17 protein-coding genes are annotated in these 18,409 nt (G+C 56.0%); 9 read left to right on the top strand and 8 right to left on the bottom strand.

Going from position 1 to position 18,409, the window contains the following annotated elements:
• Positions 1 to 18 precede the first annotated feature (18 nt).
• Genes dnaQ through FIL88_RS12775 form a run of 4 tightly spaced genes read right to left on the bottom strand, consistent with a single transcriptional unit; the run spans position 19 to position 2,768 of the window.
• Entirely contained in the window at positions 19 to 750 is a 732-nt protein-coding gene (gene dnaQ, locus FIL88_RS12790; protein WP_142854267.1) for a DNA polymerase III subunit epsilon, read from the bottom strand.
• Positions 743 to 1,339, bottom strand: a complete 597-nt coding sequence (gene coaE / locus FIL88_RS12785; protein WP_142854266.1) for a dephospho-CoA kinase — start codon at positions 1,337 to 1,339, stop codon at positions 743 to 745. Before coaE ends, dnaQ begins: the two co-directional genes overlap by 8 nt.
• Entirely contained in the window at positions 1,336 to 2,172 is an 837-nt protein-coding gene (locus FIL88_RS12780; protein WP_142854265.1) for a shikimate dehydrogenase, read from the bottom strand. The genes coaE and FIL88_RS12780 overlap by 4 nt, the downstream gene beginning before the upstream one ends.
• Entirely contained in the window at positions 2,169 to 2,768 is a 600-nt protein-coding gene (locus FIL88_RS12775; protein ID WP_142854264.1) for a Maf family nucleotide pyrophosphatase, read from the bottom strand. Before FIL88_RS12775 ends, FIL88_RS12780 begins: the two co-directional genes overlap by 4 nt.
• A gap of 393 nt (positions 2,769 to 3,161) precedes the next feature.
• On the opposite strand from FIL88_RS12775, the gene FIL88_RS12770 reads away from it, so the two are divergent.
• The 7 genes from FIL88_RS12770 to FIL88_RS12740 all read left to right on the top strand — a co-directional run bounded on the left by FIL88_RS12770 (position 3,162) and on the right by FIL88_RS12740 (position 10,524).
• Positions 3,162 to 3,611, top strand: a complete 450-nt coding sequence (locus tag FIL88_RS12770; RefSeq protein WP_142854263.1) for a CopD family protein — start codon at positions 3,162 to 3,164, stop codon at positions 3,609 to 3,611.
• Positions 3,612 to 3,736: 125 nt separating this feature from the next.
• The gene (rho, locus tag FIL88_RS12765; RefSeq protein WP_142854262.1) at positions 3,737 to 5,008 is read left to right on the top strand and encodes a transcription termination factor Rho; all 1,272 of its coding nucleotides are present in this window, start codon (positions 3,737 to 3,739) and stop codon (positions 5,006 to 5,008) included.
• A 28-nt stretch (positions 5,009 to 5,036) separates the two neighbouring features.
• Positions 5,037 to 6,326, top strand: coding sequence for a tRNA uridine-5-carboxymethylaminomethyl(34) synthesis GTPase MnmE (gene mnmE / locus FIL88_RS12760; protein WP_142854261.1), 1,290 nt, complete (start codon positions 5,037 to 5,039; stop codon positions 6,324 to 6,326).
• A gap of 27 nt (positions 6,327 to 6,353) precedes the next feature.
• Entirely contained in the window at positions 6,354 to 8,222 is a 1,869-nt protein-coding gene (gene mnmG / locus FIL88_RS12755) for a tRNA uridine-5-carboxymethylaminomethyl(34) synthesis enzyme MnmG (protein WP_142854260.1), read from the top strand.
• A complete protein-coding gene (gene rsmG / locus FIL88_RS12750) occupies positions 8,219 to 8,839 on the top strand; it encodes a 16S rRNA (guanine(527)-N(7))-methyltransferase RsmG (RefSeq protein WP_142854259.1) in 621 nt (206 codons plus the stop codon). Before mnmG ends, rsmG begins: the two co-directional genes overlap by 4 nt.
• Positions 8,832 to 9,623 (top strand): ParA family protein, encoded by a 792-nt coding sequence (locus FIL88_RS12745; protein ID WP_142854258.1) that lies wholly within the window; start codon positions 8,832 to 8,834, stop codon positions 9,621 to 9,623. The genes rsmG and FIL88_RS12745 overlap by 8 nt, the downstream gene beginning before the upstream one ends.
• Before the next feature lie 13 nt (positions 9,624 to 9,636).
• Positions 9,637 to 10,524: a ParB/RepB/Spo0J family partition protein gene (locus FIL88_RS12740; RefSeq protein WP_142854257.1), complete on the top strand. Its 888-nt coding sequence runs from the start codon at positions 9,637 to 9,639 to the stop codon at positions 10,522 to 10,524.
• On the opposite strand, the gene hemW is transcribed toward FIL88_RS12740, so the two are convergent.
• Genes hemW through rph form a run of 3 tightly spaced genes read right to left on the bottom strand, consistent with a single transcriptional unit; the run spans position 10,521 to position 12,989 of the window.
• Positions 10,521 to 11,678: a radical SAM family heme chaperone HemW gene (gene hemW, locus FIL88_RS12735; RefSeq protein WP_142854256.1), complete on the bottom strand. Its 1,158-nt coding sequence runs from the start codon at positions 11,676 to 11,678 to the stop codon at positions 10,521 to 10,523. The genes FIL88_RS12740 and hemW overlap by 4 nt on opposite strands.
• A complete protein-coding gene (gene rdgB, locus FIL88_RS12730; RefSeq protein WP_185960941.1) occupies positions 11,671 to 12,279 on the bottom strand; it encodes an RdgB/HAM1 family non-canonical purine NTP pyrophosphatase in 609 nt (202 codons plus the stop codon). Before rdgB ends, hemW begins: the two co-directional genes overlap by 8 nt.
• Positions 12,279 to 12,989, bottom strand: coding sequence for a ribonuclease PH (gene rph, locus FIL88_RS12725; RefSeq protein WP_142854254.1), 711 nt, complete (start codon positions 12,987 to 12,989; stop codon positions 12,279 to 12,281). Before rph ends, rdgB begins: the two co-directional genes overlap by 1 nt.
• A 70-nt stretch (positions 12,990 to 13,059) precedes the next feature.
• Here rph and hrcA point away from each other — a divergent pair, with 70 nt between their 5' ends.
• Both hrcA and FIL88_RS12715 read left to right on the top strand, forming a co-directional pair.
• Positions 13,060 to 14,121 (top strand): heat-inducible transcriptional repressor HrcA, encoded by a 1,062-nt coding sequence (hrcA, locus tag FIL88_RS12720; protein ID WP_142854253.1) that lies wholly within the window; start codon positions 13,060 to 13,062, stop codon positions 14,119 to 14,121.
• Positions 14,122 to 14,145: 24 nt separating this feature from the next.
• Positions 14,146 to 14,706 (top strand): nucleotide exchange factor GrpE, encoded by a 561-nt coding sequence (locus FIL88_RS12715; RefSeq protein WP_142854252.1) that lies wholly within the window; start codon positions 14,146 to 14,148, stop codon positions 14,704 to 14,706.
• Positions 14,707 to 15,737: 1,031 nt separating this feature from the next.
• Here the strand turns inward: FIL88_RS12715 and mutS are convergent.
• The gene (gene mutS, locus FIL88_RS12710) at positions 15,738 to 18,356 is read right to left on the bottom strand and encodes a DNA mismatch repair protein MutS (protein ID WP_142854351.1); all 2,619 of its coding nucleotides are present in this window, start codon (positions 18,354 to 18,356) and stop codon (positions 15,738 to 15,740) included.
• Between the last annotated feature and the right edge of the window lie 53 nt (positions 18,357 to 18,409).

Here is an 18,409-nt window from a genome sequence, read left to right as displayed (position 1 = left end):
GACATCGTTTCAGCTAACTTACTGAAACTTCTTCCAGATTGCACCGTCGCCCAGCTTTTCTACAAAAGCGTCATGGGCGGCGGTTTCTTTTTCGTGGATCCGCGCGGGCAGGGCTTCAGGACGTGGGCGCGGGCGCCAGTTTTCACCTGCTTCACTTGATCCGGCCGACGCCTGATCACCTGCCAAAACAAGGTCCGGCTGACGGCCCCCGATCAGCTCAAGATACACCTCGGCTAGAATTTCACTGTCCAACAGCGCGCCGTGCAGCGTTCGCGACGAGTTGTCGATTGCATAGCGACGGCAGAGCGCATCCAGCGACGCGGGCGCGCCCGGAAATTTACTGCGCGCCATCGCCAATGTGTCCAACGCGCGTTCCCAAGGGATCTGCGGCAAACCCACCCATTTCAGCTCGGCATTCAGGAATTTCATGTCAAAGCTGGCATTGTGAATGACCAGTTTGGCGTCGCCGATAAAATCCAGAAAAGCTTGCCCAACCTCTTTGAAAACGGGTTTGTCTTTCAAAATCACCTCGCCCGGTTCAGCGGGACGGGGGCTGGCCAGAAGGTCGGGGCCGATGCCGTGAACGCCAAACGCCTCGTCCGGCATCCCGCGTTCTGGGTTGATATATTGGTGATAGGTCCGCCCGGTCGGCATGTGGTTCATCAGCTCAAGACACCCGATTTCCACAATCCGGTCACCGCTTTCAGGATCAAAGCCGGTGGTTTCTGTATCGAGCACAATCTCACGCATCCAACTGTTCCTTCACATGGGCAATGACTTCATCCACTGCGGCGCGCGCGCCGTCCATCGTTTCGGTCGGAATGATCACATCCGCGCGGGCGCGTTTGTCGGCATCTGGGACCTGTTTAGCCAGAATAGTCTCGAATTGTGCTTCCGTCATCGTGCCACGTTCCAGCACGCGGGCACGTTGAATCTCTGCAGGCGCCGAGACAACAACAACCAGATCCACATGTTCATGCGCGCCGATTTCAAACAAAAGCGGCATATCCAGAAGAACAATGGGCGCGGTACTGTCTGCCAAGAACGCGGCGCGATCTTGGGCGACCAAAGGATGCACGATGCCTTCCAGTGTTTTCAGCGCACTGGCATCATTCGACATCCAGTCTTTCAGCGCATCCCGACTGACGGCCCCATCAATGATTGCATCGGGACAGACGTTGCGGATTGGTTCGACTGCCGCGCCGCCAACGCCATAGATCCGATGCACCGCCGCATCTGCATCCCAAATCGGAACGCCCGCATCTGCAAACATTTGTGCCGTAGTGGATTTCCCCATCCCGATCGAGCCGGTTAGCCCGATAATATACGGCCCGCTCATACGCCCAAAACCGCTTGGCGAAGGCTGTCATCCACAACCGGGCGCATGCCAAACCAACGTTCGAACCCCGGAACAGCTTGGTGCAACAGCATTCCAAGCCCGTCGACCACATGGCAACCGGCGGCCTCGGCCTGTTGCAAGAAGTCTGTTTTCAGCGGGGAATAGACCAAATCATTCACAACCACACCGGGCTTCAACCCGTCCAGAGGCACGCGGAATGCGGGTTTTCCAGTCATGCCCAGCGACGAGGTATTCACCACCGTCACTGCATCATCCAGCATATTTCCTGCCTGAACCCAGTCATAAACCACAATCCGCGCGCCGAATTCGGCACGCAGCGCGTCCGCGCGGGCGCGGGTGCGGTTGGACAGACGGATTTCGGGCACGCCCAGTTCAATAAGTGACGCCAGAATGGCCCGCGCAGCTCCACCAGCACCGAAAACAGCAGCAGGCCCAGTTTCTGGCGCCCAGTCAGGCGCGGATTGGCGCAAGTTTTGCGTAAACCCATATCCATCCGTATTGTCAGCGTGGATTTTACCGTCATCGCGGAAAATCAGCGTATTCGCCGCCCCGATCAACGCGGCGCGATCTGTGACCACATCTGCAAGAGCCAATACGGCTTCTTTATGTGGGATGGTGACATTCAGACCAACAAACCCGGCTTTCGGCAGAGTGCGGATGACCGTTTCCAAATCATCGTTTTCTACCCGCATCGGAATATAGTGTCCGACAATCCCCATGCTGCGCAGCCAATGCCCATGCAACCGTGGGGACAAGGAATGTTCGATTGGGTTTCCAATGACGCCCGCCAGGGGGATGCGTGTATCGCTCATATCTTCAGGTCTCCTCGTACGATGAGATATGACAGAAGCTCGGTCAGGGGCAAACCCAGCACGTTGAAATAGTCGCCGTCCACTTTGGCAAACAGGCGCACGCCTTCTTCTTCCAGTTTATACGCGCCGACGGAATGGCAGATGCTGTCCCAGTTGCGTTCAACATAATCTTCTATGTAACCACTTGATAATTCACGCATTTTAAGGCGAACCAACCCTACATGCCGCCAAATTGGTTTGCCGTCTTCATAAAGCACAGCGGCAGAGAGCAACCGATGCACTTTGCCAGACATGGCAGCAAGCTGCGCGCGTGCGTCTGCCGGGTCTTTCGGCTTTGACAACACGTTCTGATCCAGTTCGGCCACCTGATCACAGCCCAGAACCAAGGATCCCGGATGCTTTTCGCTGATCTTACGGGCTTTGAACTCGGCCAGTGCGTCCGCCAGATCACGTGGGCTGGCACCTTCAGCTTCCAACGAGGCGCGGATCATCTCTTCATCAATACGGGCTGGGATGATGTCAAAACCGATACCTGCATTTCGCAAAAGATCCGCACGGATTTGCGATGAGGACGCCAAAATCAAGGATGTGGTCATGTGATAACCCTGTGGAAAAACTCTGTGTAATCCTGTTTTGGAATCGGCGCATAACTTGGCCCTCTTCCAAGAGGTGGGATAACTCCCCCTGTTACTAAGACGAAACTCTCAGTTCTTCCACTGTTGGTTTTCGCGCATCCCACCCCGTGGGCGAATCTTTTTAGCCAAATTTCATCCAGCGACTTATCCACAAACTCCGTGTCTGCGAATGCCCATGAAACAAACGCCATACGATTCAATCCAGAATCCAGATCTGTGTTTATCCACTTGTGAATAAATCGCGGGAGAAGTCATTAATCCCCATTATCCACAGGCCTAACAACAACATCATCTTTTCTTATTCTTTATTTTATTTATGAAGATCGAAGCGTAAGCGCACATAAGGGGCTTAGAATGGGTGACTTTCTGACTGACGCGTATTTCTGGACGAAATCGCTGCATATCGTATCTGTCATCGCTTGGATGGCAGGCCTGTTCTATTTGCCGCGCCTGTTTGTCTATCATGTCGAAGTCGTGGGATCTGGCAATGAAACAGATGATTTGTTCCAGACCATGGAACGCCGGCTTCTGAAAGCGATCATGAACCCAGCGATGATCAGCTCGTGGATTTTTGGCCTGTGTCTTGTGGCAACGCCGGGTGTGGTCGATTGGACGCTGATCTGGCCGTGGACCAAAGGGATTTCGATCTTGGGAATGACATGGTTTCACATGTGGCTGGCTGCCCGGCGCAAAGATTTCATGTCAGGCACCAATGTTTTGACTGGCCGACGCTATCGTATGATGAACGAACTACCGACGATATTGATGATCGTCATCGTCTTCTCGGTCATCTTCAAATACTGAATTTGTTGACTCATGGGCGGCCAACGCCTATGTCACCTGCTAAGCAGGCCGTCCGGCCATGCGTTTTTCCCAACTTGACATAGACCGCGTGTAAGCGCCGTCGTGATCTATTTCCGAGCATATCCATGTCTGAAAACCGTCTAAACCTAGCCGACCTGAAAGCCAAAAGCCCCAAAGAACTGGTAAGCATGGCTGAAGAGCTTGAGATCGAAAACGCCTCGACCATGCGTAAGGGCGAGATGATGTTCTCGATCCTGCGTGAACGTGCGGATGAAGAATGGATCATCGGCGGGGACGGGGTTCTAGAAGTGCTGCAAGATGGCTTTGGCTTCCTGCGGTCGCCCGAAGCAAACTATCTGCCCGGTCCCGATGACATCTATGTTTCGCCTGACATGATCCGCCAGTATTCGCTGCGCACCGGTGACACTGTCGAAGCGGTCATTCAAGCGCCCGGCGAGAACGAAAACTACTTTGCCATCACCAAGGTCGAGCGGATTAACTTCGCCGATCCTGAAGATGCAAAGCACAAGGTTGCGTTCGACAACCTGACGCCTCTGTATCCCGATGAACGCCTGAAGATGGAGATCGAAGATCCAACCATCAAAGACCGTTCGGCCCGCGTGATCGATCTGGTTGCGCCGATCGGTAAGGGCCAGCGTTCGCTGATCGTGGCACCGCCGCGTACGGGTAAGACGGTGATCCTGCAAAACATCGCTCACTCGATCGAAAAGAACCACCCGGAATGCTATCTGATCGTTCTGCTAATCGACGAACGCCCGGAAGAGGTGACAGACATGCAGCGGTCCGTGAAGGGCGAGGTTGTATCCTCGACCTTCGACGAACCCGCGACCCGTCACGTGGCTGTGTCCGAGATGGTGATCGAGAAGGCCAAGCGTCTTGTCGAGCACAAGCGCGACGTTGTGATCCTGCTGGACTCGATCACCCGTCTGGGCCGTGCGTTCAACACGACCGTCCCGTCCTCGGGTAAGGTTTTGACCGGTGGTGTGGATGCCAACGCGCTGCAGCGCCCCAAACGTTTCTTTGGTGCGGCACGTAACATCGAAGAGGGCGGCTCACTGACCATCATCGCGACTGCGCTGATCGATACCGGATCGCGTATGGACGAAGTGATCTTTGAAGAATTCAAAGGCACCGGTAACAGCGAGATCGTGCTGGATCGCAAGATCGCCGACAAGCGCGTGTTCCCGGCTATCGACATTCTGAAATCGGGCACACGGAAAGAGGATCTGCTGGTCAATGCAAAAGACCTTCAGAAAACCTATGTCCTGCGCCGCATTCTGAACCCGATGGGCACCACAGACGCGATCGAATTCCTGATTTCCAAGCTGAAACAGACCAAGTCGAACTCGGAATTCTTCGACTCCATGAATGCCTAATACGTAACTAAAACAATAGGTTAGTCCAATGGACACGATCTATGCTCTTGCCAGTGCCCGCGGGAAAGCGGGCGTTGCCGTGGTCCGGATTTCCGGGCCACATGCATTTTCGGCTGCGCGTGTTTTGGCCGGTGACCTACCTGCGCCGCGCCGCGCCGGATTGCGTCGTTTGTTAAGTGCGGACGGGACGTTGCTGGACGAGGCCTTGGTGCTGCTGTTCGAAGCAGGTTCAAGTTTCACAGGTGAAGACGTGGCCGAGCTGCAGTTGCATGGGTCAACTGCTGTCGTCCGCGCGGTGTTGGCCGAGCTGTCCAAGCAAGATGGATTGCGACCCGCAGAACCCGGAGAGTTCACCCGCCGCGCTCTTGAGAATGAATGCCTCGACTTGGCGCAGGTGGAAGGGCTGGCCGATCTTCTGGACGCCGAGACCGAGGCACAGCGCAAGCAGGCCGTAGGCGTGCTCTCTGGCGCTCTGGGGGATCTGGCAGGGGCGTGGCGCACCGACCTGATCCGGGCCGCTGCTTTGCTGGAAGCCACCATTGATTTTGCGGACGAAGACGTACCCGTCGATGTCTCGCCCGAGGTGAACACGCTGCTGGATGCTACGCTGGACAGCCTCGAGCGCGAGACCGCGGGCACCCGAATTGCCGAGCGTATCCGCGAGGGTTTTGAGGTCGCCATCGTTGGCCGCCCCAATGCCGGGAAGTCGACGCTTCTGAACGCGCTGGCGGGGCGTGAGGCGGCGATCATCTCGGACATTGCGGGCACCACCCGCGACGTGATCGAGGTGCATATGGAGCTTGCAGGGCTTCCTGTGACGGTGTTGGACACGGCAGGGGTTCGCGATACGGATGATCAGGTCGAAGCCATCGGCGTTGCCCGCGCATTGGAACGTGCGCAGGGGGCAGACCTGCGGGTCTTCTTGTTGGAAGGTGCGGATGATCAGCCCGCGATGAACCCGCTGAAAGATGATCTTGTGGTGCATGGAAAGGCCGATCTGGGTGCGTCTGGTGACTTGGTTGTCTCGGGCAAGACCGGGCAGGGCATGGATCATCTGGTGCATAAGATCTCGTCTGTTCTGGAAACCCGTGTTCAAGGCGCAGGGATCGCCACGCGTGAACGGCATCGCATCGCGATGGAGCGAGCCTTGTTCTCTTTGGAAGATGCGCGAATCGAGGTACAACACGGTCCTGAGCGCGCTGAATTTGCCGCAGAAGAAATCAGAACCGCCATCCGTGCCCTTGATAGTCTGGTCGGCCATGTCGATGTAGAGCATCTTCTGGACGAAATCTTTTCCAGCTTCTGTTTGGGAAAATAACGTGTGCGTAGCGAAGGAGTGTTTCACGTGAAACATCTGGATTTCGATGTGATTGTTGTTGGGGGCGGGCATGCAGGTGCCGACGCTGCCCATGCAAGTGCGCGTATGGGTGCGAAGACCGCGCTGATCACACTGCGCAAAGAAGACTTGGGCGTGATGTCCTGTAACCCCGCAATTGGTGGGCTGGGCAAAGGCCATTTGGTGCGCGAGATTGATGCGCTGGACGGGCTGATGGGCCGCGTCGCTGATCAGGCAGGCATTCAGTTCAGGTTGCTTAACCGCCGTAAAGGTCCCGCTGTACAAGGCCCACGGGCGCAGGCAGACCGCGCAATCTATCGCAAAGCCATGTCTGCCGAGATTCTGTCGACCGACGGTCTGACTCTGATCGAAGGCGAAACGACTGACCTGATCATGGACGGCAATCGCGTTAGCGGTGTTGTGCTTCAGGACGGGTCGCAGTTGCTCGCAGGCGCTGTGGTGCTGACCACAGGCACGTTCCTTCGCGGCATTATCCATATTGGCGACAAGCAAAGCCAAGGCGGTCGGATGGGGGATCGTCCCTCGGTCAAGCTGGCGGAGCGCATTGATTCCTTTGGACTTCCGCTTGGCCGACTAAAAACCGGCACGCCACCGCGTTTGAACGGGAAGACCATCAATTGGGATATTCTGGCGTCGCAGCCAGGCGATGACGATCCAGCGATGTTTTCCTTTATGAACAAGGCGCCAATCGCGCGGCAGATTTCGTGTGGGATCACACACACGAATGCGCAAACTCACGACATCATTCGTGCAAATCTGGATCGCTCGGCCATGTATGGCGGTCATATTGACGGTGTTGGCCCGCGCTATTGCCCCTCGATTGAAGATAAAATTGTACGTTTCGCGGACAAAGACAGCCACCAGGTCTTCTTGGAGCCAGAGGGGCTGGATGATGACACAGTGTATCCCAATGGGATCAGCACGTCGCTGCCGGTGGAAGTGCAGGAAGATTACGTGCGCTCGATCGGTGGACTTGAGAATGTTGAAATTCTTCAGCCCGGATATGCGATTGAATATGACTATGTCGATCCGCGGTCACTGACAGAAACACTGGCATTGCGGGATGTGCCGGGGCTGTACTTAGCTGGCCAGATTAACGGCACAACAGGATATGAGGAAGCAGCGGCGCAAGGGTTGGTTGCCGGAACCAACGCCGCACTTGCGGTTCAGGGCAGGGATCCTGTGATCTTTTCGCGTGCGTCTTCCTATATTGGGGTAATGGTTGATGATTTGATCACGCGCGGGGTGACCGAGCCTTACCGGATGTTCACGTCACGTGCCGAGTATCGATTGTCACTGCGTGCAGATAATGCAGATCAGCGCCTGACACCGTTGGGAATCGATCTTGGCTTGGTGAAAGAAGCGCGAAAATCCACGTTTCAGGCCAAGCGTGACGCATTGGAACGCGCCAAAGACCAGTTGACGCAAACGACCTATACTCCACAAGATCTTGTGGGTTTGGACCTCAATGTACGCAAGGATGGTACCCGCCGAACAGCTTATGAGCTTCTAGCCTTTCCAGATATGAGCTTTGATAAGCTAGTAAAACTAGATCCAGCGCTCTTTGAAATTGACGGGGAAGTTCAGCTTCAGGTCGCCCGAGATGCGCTTTATGCGAATTATATCGACCGCCAACAGAAGGATGTCGAGGCCTTGAAACGGGATGAGGCGCATGTAATCCCGGATGATTTTGACTATTCTGGGTTCAGCGGCCTCTCAAACGAGCTGGCATCAAAACTACAAGCCGCTCGTCCGCGTACATTGGCCCATGCCAGCCGCGTTGAAGGCATGACACCGGCCGCTTTGACGCTTTTGTTGTCAAAGATTCGACAGTTCGAACGGAAGCGCTCTGCATGAACTACGCCGGATTTTCGCGCCAAGTCGATGTTTCACGTGAAACATTCGAGCGACTCGAGGCGTATGTTGCATTGATGAAAAAATGGAACCCGGCAATCAATCTGGTTGCACCAAGTACGATTTCGCAGATCTGGTCCCGGCACATCTTGGATTCCGCGCAGATATATGGCCTTGTACCCGAAGACCACAATATATGGTGTGACCTGGGGTCGGGTGGCGGTTTGCCTGCTGTTGTCGTGGCCATCATGGCGAAAGATCAGCACCCCGACGCACGTGTGGTCTGCATTGAAAGCGATGTCAGGAAGTCTACGTTTCTGCGTACCGTCGCGCGCGAACTTGATCTGACGCTGTCGGTTTCATCTGAGCGTATTGAAAAGGCTGATCCGCAAGGTGCGGATGTCCTGTCCGCCCGCGCTTTGGCCCCGTTAAACAAGCTGTGCGGCTTTGCCGAGCGGCATCTGAAGCCAGGCGGGGTTGCGATCTTCCCAAAAGGGGAAAACTATCGCCATGAAATTCAAGAAGCGCTTGAAAACTGGTCGTTTCAGCTAGATACATATCCCAGCAAGACCCATCCTGACGCCTTTGTATTGAAGATTGGAGAAATCGCACGTGTCTGACCCATTTCATGATCGCGGGCCGAAGATTATTGCCATCACCAACCAGAAGGGCGGGGTAGGGAAGACAACAACAACAATCAATCTTGGCGCGGCATTGGCAGAAGCCGGAAAACGCGTTCTGCTGATCGACTTGGACCCTCAGGGCAATGCTTCAACAGGGCTTGGAATCGCAGTAGATGACCGTGAGATGAGCACCTATGATCTTTTGCTGGAAGAGGCGTCGATCCTTGAGGTTCTGAAGAAGACCGAGATCGATGATCTAATGATTTCACCCGCTACAACGGATCTGTCTTCGGCCGATATTGAACTGGTCTCGAATGAAAGACGCAGCCATCTTTTGCGTGATGCTCTGCGAGATGTAGCGTTAGCGGATCTGCGCATCGACTATATCTTGATTGACTGCCCACCGTCATTGAACCTTCTGACTGTGAATGCGCTTGTTGCGGCAGACAGCGTTCTGATCCCGCTGCAAAGTGAATTTTTCGCGTTGGAAGGGCTGTCTCAACTACTTTTGACGGTGCGCGAAGTGCGGGCTGCGGCCAATCAGGATCTGCGAATCGAAGGCGTGGTTCTGACCATGTATGATGCTCGCAACAACCTATCGCGACAGGTTGAACTGGATGCCCGGGAAAATTTGGGTGAGCTGGTGTTTGAGACCGTAATTCCGCGCAATGTGCGGGTAAGCGAAGCACCCTCTTTCGCCCTGCCGGTGTTGATGTATGATCCGACCTCCAAGGGTAGCCAAGCCTATCGCGATTTGGCGTCAGAGCTGATCAAACGGTAATCGGAGGCGAGTTATGAGCAAATCACAAAAAAATCGCGGTTTGGGCCGCGGCTTGTCAGCTTTGATGGCAGATGTCGCTGTTGATGAGGCTCCGAAAGGCGTGACGTCCGAGCCGCGCCGCGCGGATTTGATGGTGCCGATCGAGAAAATTAAACCGAATCCCGAGCAGCCGCGCCGGACCTTCACTCAGGAACAGTTGGATGATCTTGCTGCATCCGTGAAGGAAAAGGGCGTCATTCAGCCCTTGATCGTTCGTCCGCGCCCTGGAAGTGAAGACGAGTACGAAATTGTTGCAGGCGAACGCCGTTGGCGCGCGTCACAGATGGCCAAGCTGCACGAGCTGCCCGTCATTGTTCGGGAATATAGCGACACCGAAGCTTTGGAAGTCGCGATTATCGAGAACATTCAACGTGCCGAGTTGAACGCGATTGAAGAGGCTGCCGGCTATCGCGATCTTATGGATCGTTTTGGCCATACGCAGGAAAAAGTGTCCGAGGCTTTGGGTAAAAGCCGTTCGCATATCGCCAACCTGCTGCGCCTTCTGAACCTGCCAGACGATGTACAAAGCTTTGTGCGCGATGGGAAGCTGACGGCCGGACATGCCCGGACACTGGTCACCGCCGACAATGCCTCGGCTTTGGCACGAGAGATTATCAGCAAAGGTCTGTCAGTGCGCGCGGCCGAGAAGCTGGCGAAAGGCCCCGGACCCAGCAAGCCACGCGCGGCTGGCCCGAAGACCGAGAAAGATGCCGACACCAAAGCGCTTGAGGCGGATCTGTCGGCGGCCACGGGGATGAAAATTCAGATTGATCACAAAGCAGGCGGCGAGGCGGGCGTGGTGACAATTCGCTATCAAAACCTCGATCAACTGGACGATATCTGCGGAAAACTGTCTGTTTAGCCCGGCAAAAGCTCTCGCAAAATACCATTCAAAACGGGGCGGCCTTCATCGGTCGCCCTAAGTTTTTCTGGAGTCGAAGAAATCAAGCCCATTTCTTCTAAGCCATTGATTTTACTAGCATCTAGTAGGCTGTCGAACTGTTCCTGAAGTCGTACAAGGTCGATGCCCTCGCGGGTTCGAAGCCCCATTAAAAGGTATTCTGTTACCTGCTCTGACGAAGGCAGAGGTGCTCTCTCGCGCTTGTCAACGTCCCCCAGTGCGTTTTCCAACCATTTGCTCGGCGAGAGAGGGGTTTCCGTTCCCCACCTGTTCCGCCCAAAAGTCAGCCGGCCGTGTGCTCCGGGTCCAACGCCGATCCAATCGCCGCTGCGCCAATAGATCAAATTGTGCCGACTTTCTTCACCCGGACGTGCATGGTTCGAAACCTCATAGGCGGGAAGCCCGGCCTTGGCCGTGGCCTCTTGCGTATGGAAGAACATGTCGACGGCTAGATCTTCTTCTGGAAGGCCCGACAGTTTTCCGGCATCGAACCGCGCACCGAAGGCGGTGCCGGGTTCGATGGTCAGTTGATAGAGCGACAGGTGATCGGGCTCAAAGTTAAGCGCGCGATCAAGTTCGACCTTCCAGTCGGGCAGGCTTTGATCTTGGCGGGCATAGATCAAGTCGAAGCTCACACGGGAAAAATGTGTGCGGGCGATTTCCAACGCACGAAGCCCTTCGTCGACCGAGTGCATGCGTCCGAGTTTCCGCAGATCAACGTCGTTCAGCGCCTGAAATCCCATCGAGATACGGTTGACCCCGGCGTCGCGATATCCCGCGAAGTTCTGGGCTTCGATGGATGTTGGGTTGGCCTCGAGCGTGATTTCGATGTCGTTGGCAAATGTCCAAAGATCGGACGCCTTATCGATGATGGCAGCCACCGTCGACGGGTTCATAAGGCTGGGCGTGCCGCCACCGAAATAGATTGACGACAGGGTGCGGCCCTGCGTTTCGGCACCGTAGCGATCCAAATCTTTCAGATAAGCCGCGGCCCAATCATCTTGATCAATCGATGCCGAGACATGGCTGTTGAAATCGCAATAGGGGCATTTGGCAGCGCAGAAGGGCCAGTGGACATACAGCCCAAAGCCGCCAATTTGCCAATTCTCAAGCAAAGGCGCCCTTCACCAGCTTGGCGAACGCGTCGGCGCGGTGGCTCATCTGGTGTTTCTTGTCAGGATCCATTTCGCCGAAAGTGATGTCGAACCCTTCGGGGATAAAGATCGGATCATAACCAAAGCCCTGATCACCGCGCATGGGCCAAGTCAGCGACCCTTCGACTTTGCCCTCGAAAACCTCGTCATGACCGTCGGGCCAAGCAAGGCAAAGGGTGCAGCAGAACCGCGCGGTGCGGGGAAGGGGCGCATTCTTTTCTTCCAGAAGTGACCAGGTTTTTTGCATCGCCATCGGAAAATCGCGCCCGTTTGGCGTTTCAGCCCAATCAGCGGTGTAAACACCCGGCGCACCGTCCAACGCGTCGACCATGATGCCGCTGTCGTCTGACAGCGCGGGAAATCCGCTTTCTTTGGCGGCGAAATGGGCTTTGATCCGGGCGTTGCCGACGAAGGTGTCCTCGGTCTCTTCCGGTTCTTCCAGACCCAGCGTGCCGGCGGAGGTGACGGCGATGCCAAAAGGCTCTAACAAGGCGGAAATCTCGCGTAACTTGCCCGCATTGTGGGTGGCAACCACCAGTTTATCGCCGTCAAATTTCCGCATTATGCTGTCGCCTGAAGCTGTGCTTCAACCAGTACGGATACACCCTTATCGGCCAGATCCATCAGCTGGTTCATCTGGTCGCGCGTGAAGGTCGAACCTTCAGCTGACATCTGAACTTCGATCAGTTTTGGGCCGCACAGAACGAAATTTCCGTCAACGCCGGCTTCGCTATCTTCAGGGTAATCCAGATCCAACACCGGCTGACCCGCATAGATGCCACAGGATACCGCAGCGACAGGATCCATCAGCGGATCGGTGGTGATGTCGCCCGCTTTCAGCAGCTTGTTCACGGCCAGTCGCAGCGCAACCCAACCGCCCGTGATCGAGGCACAGCGGGTGCCGCCATCAGCCTGAATAACATCGCAGTCCACGGTGATCTGACGTTCGCCCAGGGCAACCAGATCGATACCCGCACGCAAAGACCGGCCAATCAGACGCTGAATTTCCACGGTGCGACCGCCTTGTTTGCCCGATGCGGCCTCGCGGCGCATACGCGAACCGGTCGAACGCGGCAGCATACCGTATTCGGCGGTCACCCAGCCCTTACCAGAGTTGCGCAAAAACGGGGGAACGCGTGCTTCAAGCGACGCGGTGCACAGTACGTGGGTGTCGCCCACGCGGATCATGCAAGATCCTTCTGCGTGTTTTGTGACCCCGGTTTCGATTGAAATCGGGCGCATTTGATCTAAATCTCGACCTGAGGGACGCATGGCTTCTTCCTTTGTTTCCGCTATAAAAGCGTGATAGCCATGGGTCCGGCAAAAAGGCAAGGCTAAGCTTATGGCAGATGCTCCTGAATTGATGGAAGACATGAATTCCCGCTCGCGCGAGGTGTTTCGTTGCATCGTCGAAAGCTATCTTGAGACCGGCGCGCCCGTTGGATCGCGCAGCCTGACGCGCAGTCTGGCAGAAAATGTCAGCGCGGCAACCATCCGCAACGTGATGCAGGATCTCGAGTATATGGGGCTGCTCGACAGCCCGCATGTTTCGGCCGGACGGATCCCGACAGATCTTGGCCTGCGCATGTTCGTGGATGGGCTGCTTGAGGTGTCGGACCTGACGACGGATGACCGCCAGAAAATCGACGCAACTGTTGGAAATGAAGCCAATATCACCTCGATGATGGATCGGGTGGGTGCGGCGCTGTCCGGGATCACCGCGGGGGCGTCTTTGGTTCTGACCCCCAAGCACGAAGCGCCGATCAAACATATTGAATTCGTCTCGCTTGGCCCGGATCGTGCACTTGCTGTGTTGGTTTTTGCCGATGGCCATGTGGAAAACCGGGTGTTCGAACCGCCGGTGGGTCAGACCCCCAGCTCGATGCGGGAAGCGGCGAATTTCTTGAATGCTTTGGCTGAAGGGCGCACGATTTCCGAGCTTCAGGGGATTATTTCGTCCGAGATTGCCAACAGACGGCAGGAGCTGGATACGCTGGCACAGGCGTTGATCGAAACGGGCGCAGCAATTTGGGAAAACGAAGGTCAGCCCTATGAGCGGCTGATCGTGCGTGGACGCTCGAATCTGTTGACAGAGGATGGGCCTGAGGTCGATTTAGACCGCATTCGCACCCTGTTTGATGACCTTGAACGTAAGCGGGACATCGCCGAATTCCTTGATCTGGCCGATCAGGGCGAGGGCGTGCGCATTTTTATTGGGTCCGAGAACAAACTTTTCTCACTTTCGGGTTCCTCTTTGGTGGTTTCCCCTTATATGAACGCTGATCGAAAGATCATCGGTGCTGTGGGCGTGATTGGCCCGACGCGGCTGAACTATGGGCGGATTGTTCCGATTGTGGATTACACCGCGCAACTGATCGGCAAGATGATTTCGGATCGAGGATAAAGGCCGAGGATAGAGGCAAAGAACATGACGGACGCGAAAACCCAACGCACAGATGATCTGGAACCGGGCATCGATGAGCTGATGACCGAAGAAGTGACCATTGAAGACGAGGTGAGCTTGGAAGACGAGCTGACCGCCGTTCGTGCTGAACGGGACGAGATGAAAGACCGTTTCATGCGTGCGCTTGCGGATGCAGAAAATACCCGCAAACGCGGCGAGCGTGACCGTCGCGAGGCCGAGAACTATGGCGGGTCGAAACTGGCGCGCGATATGCTGCCGGTCTATGACAACATGAAACGTGCGCTCGAGGCATCAAGCGAAGCGGGCGAAGCAGATAAGGCTTTGTTGGAGGGCGTACAGCTGACCATGCGGGCTTTGCTGGGCATTTTCGACAAGCACGGCATTCATTTGCTGGCGCCGGAAGTCGGTGATGAATTCGACCCCGAAGTGCACGAAGCCATGTTTGAAGCCCCAGTGCCTGGCACCAAAGCTGGTGATATCATTCAGGTGATGGCTGAAGGGTTCATGCTGCATGATCGCCTATTGCGCCCGGCACAAGTTGGCGTGTCGTCGACCCCCAAATAAGCACGTAGTTGTTATTTAAAACGCCCCTTTGATTGGGGCGTTTTACGCTTCCTACCCAAAACTAAATCACGCCGTAGAAGCACTCAAGTACCCGCACGCGGTGCGGGACTGGTGAGGATATTAAGGCGAATATCCTCAATAAAGCTCAAGCATTGCTCGTTCACTGTGGTTGTACCTTGGTTTGTCCCCACAAATAGGTAATCGGCATAAGCAGGGGCACCATCGGCAGCGATCAGCGCATCGCGAAGCTGATCAACATGCGCTTCTGATAGCTCAAACGTAACACTGGTCCGCGACGTACGGATCCGAGATACTCGGTGCTCTGAAAGGACGCTTGCGCGGCCTGCCGCCGCCATGAATTCGCGAAGTGACACTTCGTTTCCGTCGGAGGCGGGGCCAAGATGGAACCTTTTTGACGAGATCGGAGGGGGTGTGGACATCCCGAATTCAGTCGGCGCCAACCACGATCCTGAATGAACATTGTGAAGCACACCAGAACCAAATTGGGCCGAAGTTCTGCACCCAATGCTACTAAAGTTGTCGCCGTCACGTATTGAAACGGTCAGCGAGGCGGCGCGAATGTGCGAGGGGTCCGGCATTGTTGCTGATCCGCCGATTGACCGGGACAAATCAAACCGGACAGCTGCATTTAATCTGGTCAGCTGATCGCGAACGCATCTATCGTCCGCGCCTGTCGTTTCGTGGCCAACGACCACTGCGTCTTCACCAAGATCATCATAGAAATTTGGAAGCCCCAAACCCGTGTGGTCAACCCCACACCCAAACTGTGATCCAGAGTTTCCCAAGATCCTTTGAACATGCAGTATTCGACCGACAGGTTCGTACCTGCTTACGCCCCCTAGCCGTATGTCATGCCCGCAGCCCAACAACAGCAAAAACAGGGCGCATAGTTGCAACGATCTCGAGACCCCGAAGACATTCATGTGAAGACCTTCTCAGAAAAATAATCGATGTAAACACTATCGATGATACGTCACGTGTGATGGATATCAACCTTAAAGTGTTCTGGGTTATTTCTCGGAAAGCTCTTTCAACTCGTACAGCAGGTTCAGCGCCTCGATGGGCTTCAGGTTGTCGGGGTGAATGTCATTCAGCGCCAGATGCAGGTCACTTGGCCCAGCGGGCGCGGTCTGAACGGGTTCGGAAATGGCCGAGAACAGCGGCAGATCATCAATCACGGCTTTCTGTCCGGATCCTTCGCGCTCGCCCTTTTCCAGCGCTTCCAGAACGACATTGGCGCGGGCGACAACGCTGTCGGGAAGGCCGGCCAGCTTGGCAACCTGAACACCATAGGACCGATCCGCAGCGCCCTTGCGGACCTCGTGCAGGAAGATTACCTCGCCTTCCCACTCTTTCACCGCAATGGTGGCGTTCTCGACCCCGTCCAGCTTGTCGGACAGCTGCGTCATCTCGTGATAGTGCGTTGCGAAGAGCGCGCGGGATTTGTTGACGTCGTGCAGATGCTCCAACGTGGCCCACGCGATGGACAGACCGTCATAGGTCGCTGTCCCGCGCCCGATCTCGTCCAGAATAACCAGCGCGCGGTCGTCGGCCTGGTTCAGAATGGCGGCAGTTTCGACCATTTCGACCATGAATGTCGAGCGTCCGCGTGCCAGATCGTCCGATGCGCCGACGCGGCTGAACAGTTGCGAGACCAGCCCAATATGCGCCGCCTTTGCCGGAACAAAGCTGCCAGTTTGCGCCAACAGGGCGATCAGAGCGTTCTGACGCAGGAAAGTCGATTTACCTGCCATGTTGGGGCCGGTCAGCAGCCAAACATCGGCGGATTTTGCCCCGTCCGCGAGGTCACAGTTGTTGGCAACAAATGCTTCGCCCGTCTTGCGAAGGGCCGCTTCGACAACCGGATGACGCCCGCCTTCCACGTGAAACACGCGGCTGTCATCGACGGTGGGGGCTGACCAGTTGTCGGACCGCGCTAGATCGGCAAAACCCGTGGCGACGTCAATCTCCGACAGCGCGCGGGCGGTGTCAGATACCGCACCCACCTGATCCAGAATTGCCGTAGTTAGGCTGGAATAGAGACGTTTTTCGATCTCAAGCGCTCGGTTGCCTGCGTTCAAGATCTTGGTTTCCATATCGCTCAGCGCGACGGTGGTGAAACGCACCGCGTTCGCCGTGGTTTGGCGGTGGATATAGGTTTCCGACAGCGGTGGGTTCAGCATCTTTTCGGCATGGGTCGCTGTGGTTTCGATGAAATATCCCAATACATTGTTGTGCTTCACCTTCAGCGATCCGATCCCCGTGTGCTCGGCATATTGTGCCTGCATCGCTGCGATCACGCCGCGCCCTTCGTCACGCAACTGGCGGGCCTCATCCAGTTCCTCGTCATAGCCGGGGGCGATGAAGCCGCCATCCCGCGACAGAAGCGGAGGCTCGGCCACCAACGCTTGATCCAACAGCTCGATCAGATCACCGTGTCCCCGCAAGTTGGCCGAGGCTTCGGCCAGTTTCGCAGGCAGGTCGGATTGCGACAGGCTGTCGGCCAGATCATTTGCAGCGGCAAGGCCGTTGCGAATGGATCCCAGATCACGCGGGCCGCCGCGTTCCAGCCCAAGGCGCGACAGTGCGCGGTCAATGTCGGGTACGTTGCGCAGGAATTCACGGGTGTTTTCACAGATCTGTCGCTGCTCAGCCAGAAAACGGACCGCATCTAGACGCGCGTTGATTTCTGACAGACTGCGCGAGGGGCTGGAGATCCGACGTTCCAGCAGTCGTCCACCGCCCGCGGTCACCGTGCGGTCGATCACGGACAAAAGCGATCCTTCGCGCCCTCCGGACAAGCTGTGAGTTAGCTCTAGATTTCGGCGCGTCGCGGCGTCGATTTGCATCGTACCTTGCGCAAGTTCCTTCACGGGTGGGCGCAACAGGGGCAGCTTACCCTTCTGGGTGATGTCCAGATATTCGACAATAGCGCCCATCGCCCCAAGTTCAGCACGCGAGAAGATTCCAAACGCATCCAGAGACCCGATCTTATACAGATCCAGAAGTCGTTTCTCAGCGCCAGAACTGTCAAAGGCTGCGCGCCCCAACTCTGTTGGGGATGCCCCCGATTCAGTCACTATTCCAGCGCAATTTTGGTAATCTGCTTCGGACAACACAACCTCGCGCGGGGCAAGGCGGGCCAATTCCGGGCCAAGGCGAACAGGCGGGCAGGGCATCACGCGAAAAGCGCCCGTGGAAATGTCGACCCACGCTAATGCAGCTTCATCGCGGACCACGTTATAGGCTGCAAGGAAGTTGTGGCGTCGCGCGTCCAGCAGGCTTTCTTCGGTTAACGTTCCGGGCGTCACCAATCGCACCACATCGCGCCGTACAACGGATTTCGAGCCACGCTTCTTTGCCTCGGCCGGGTTTTCCATTTGCTCGCAGACGGCAACGCGAAAGCCCTTGCGGATCAAGGTTAGCAAGTAACCTTCGGCGGCATGGAAGGGGACACCACACATGGGAATATCTTCGCCAAGATGCTTGCCGCGCTTTGTCAGCGCGATGTCCAAGGCTTCTGCCGCCGCGATGGCGTCATCGAAGAACAGCTCGTAAAAATCGCCCATGCGATAGAACAACAGGGCGTCCTGATAGCCCTCTTTGATCTCAAGAAACTGCGCCATCATTGGCGTGATCTTGGCTGGTTTGTCGCTCACCTGCTGCCCCCCGGCGTATTGCT

Origin of the sequence: Aliiroseovarius halocynthiae, assembly GCF_007004645.1 — a bacterium.
GTDB lineage: Bacteria > Pseudomonadota > Alphaproteobacteria > Rhodobacterales > Rhodobacteraceae > Aliiroseovarius > Aliiroseovarius halocynthiae.
This window is presented reverse-complemented; position numbering and strand designations above follow the sequence as displayed.

Coding starts and splice junctions, on each gene's coding strand:
- mutS (WP_142854351.1), bottom strand. CDS start 18,356: ATGATGGCGCAGTTTCTTGAGATCAAAGAGGGCTATCAGGACGCCCTG.
- coaE (WP_142854266.1), bottom strand. CDS start 1,339: ATGAGCGGGCCGTATATTATCGGGCTAACCGGCTCGATCGGGATGGGG.
- rsmG (WP_142854259.1), top strand. CDS start 8,219: ATGAACTACGCCGGATTTTCGCGCCAAGTCGATGTTTCACGTGAAACA.
- rdgB (WP_185960941.1), bottom strand. CDS start 12,279: ATGCGGAAATTTGACGGCGATAAACTGGTGGTTGCCACCCACAATGCG.
- mnmE (WP_142854261.1), top strand. CDS start 5,037: ATGGACACGATCTATGCTCTTGCCAGTGCCCGCGGGAAAGCGGGCGTT.
- FIL88_RS12715 (WP_142854252.1), top strand. CDS start 14,146: ATGACGGACGCGAAAACCCAACGCACAGATGATCTGGAACCGGGCATC.
- rph (WP_142854254.1), bottom strand. CDS start 12,989: ATGCGTCCCTCAGGTCGAGATTTAGATCAAATGCGCCCGATTTCAATC.
- FIL88_RS12740 (WP_142854257.1), top strand. CDS start 9,637: ATGAGCAAATCACAAAAAAATCGCGGTTTGGGCCGCGGCTTGTCAGCT.
- FIL88_RS12780 (WP_142854265.1), bottom strand. CDS start 2,172: ATGAGCGATACACGCATCCCCCTGGCGGGCGTCATTGGAAACCCAATC.
- rho (WP_142854262.1), top strand. CDS start 3,737: ATGTCTGAAAACCGTCTAAACCTAGCCGACCTGAAAGCCAAAAGCCCC.
- FIL88_RS12775 (WP_142854264.1), bottom strand. CDS start 2,768: ATGACCACATCCTTGATTTTGGCGTCCTCATCGCAAATCCGTGCGGAT.
- FIL88_RS12770 (WP_142854263.1), top strand. CDS start 3,162: ATGGGTGACTTTCTGACTGACGCGTATTTCTGGACGAAATCGCTGCAT.
- hrcA (WP_142854253.1), top strand. CDS start 13,060: ATGGCAGATGCTCCTGAATTGATGGAAGACATGAATTCCCGCTCGCGC.
- dnaQ (WP_142854267.1), bottom strand. CDS start 750: ATGCGTGAGATTGTGCTCGATACAGAAACCACCGGCTTTGATCCTGAA.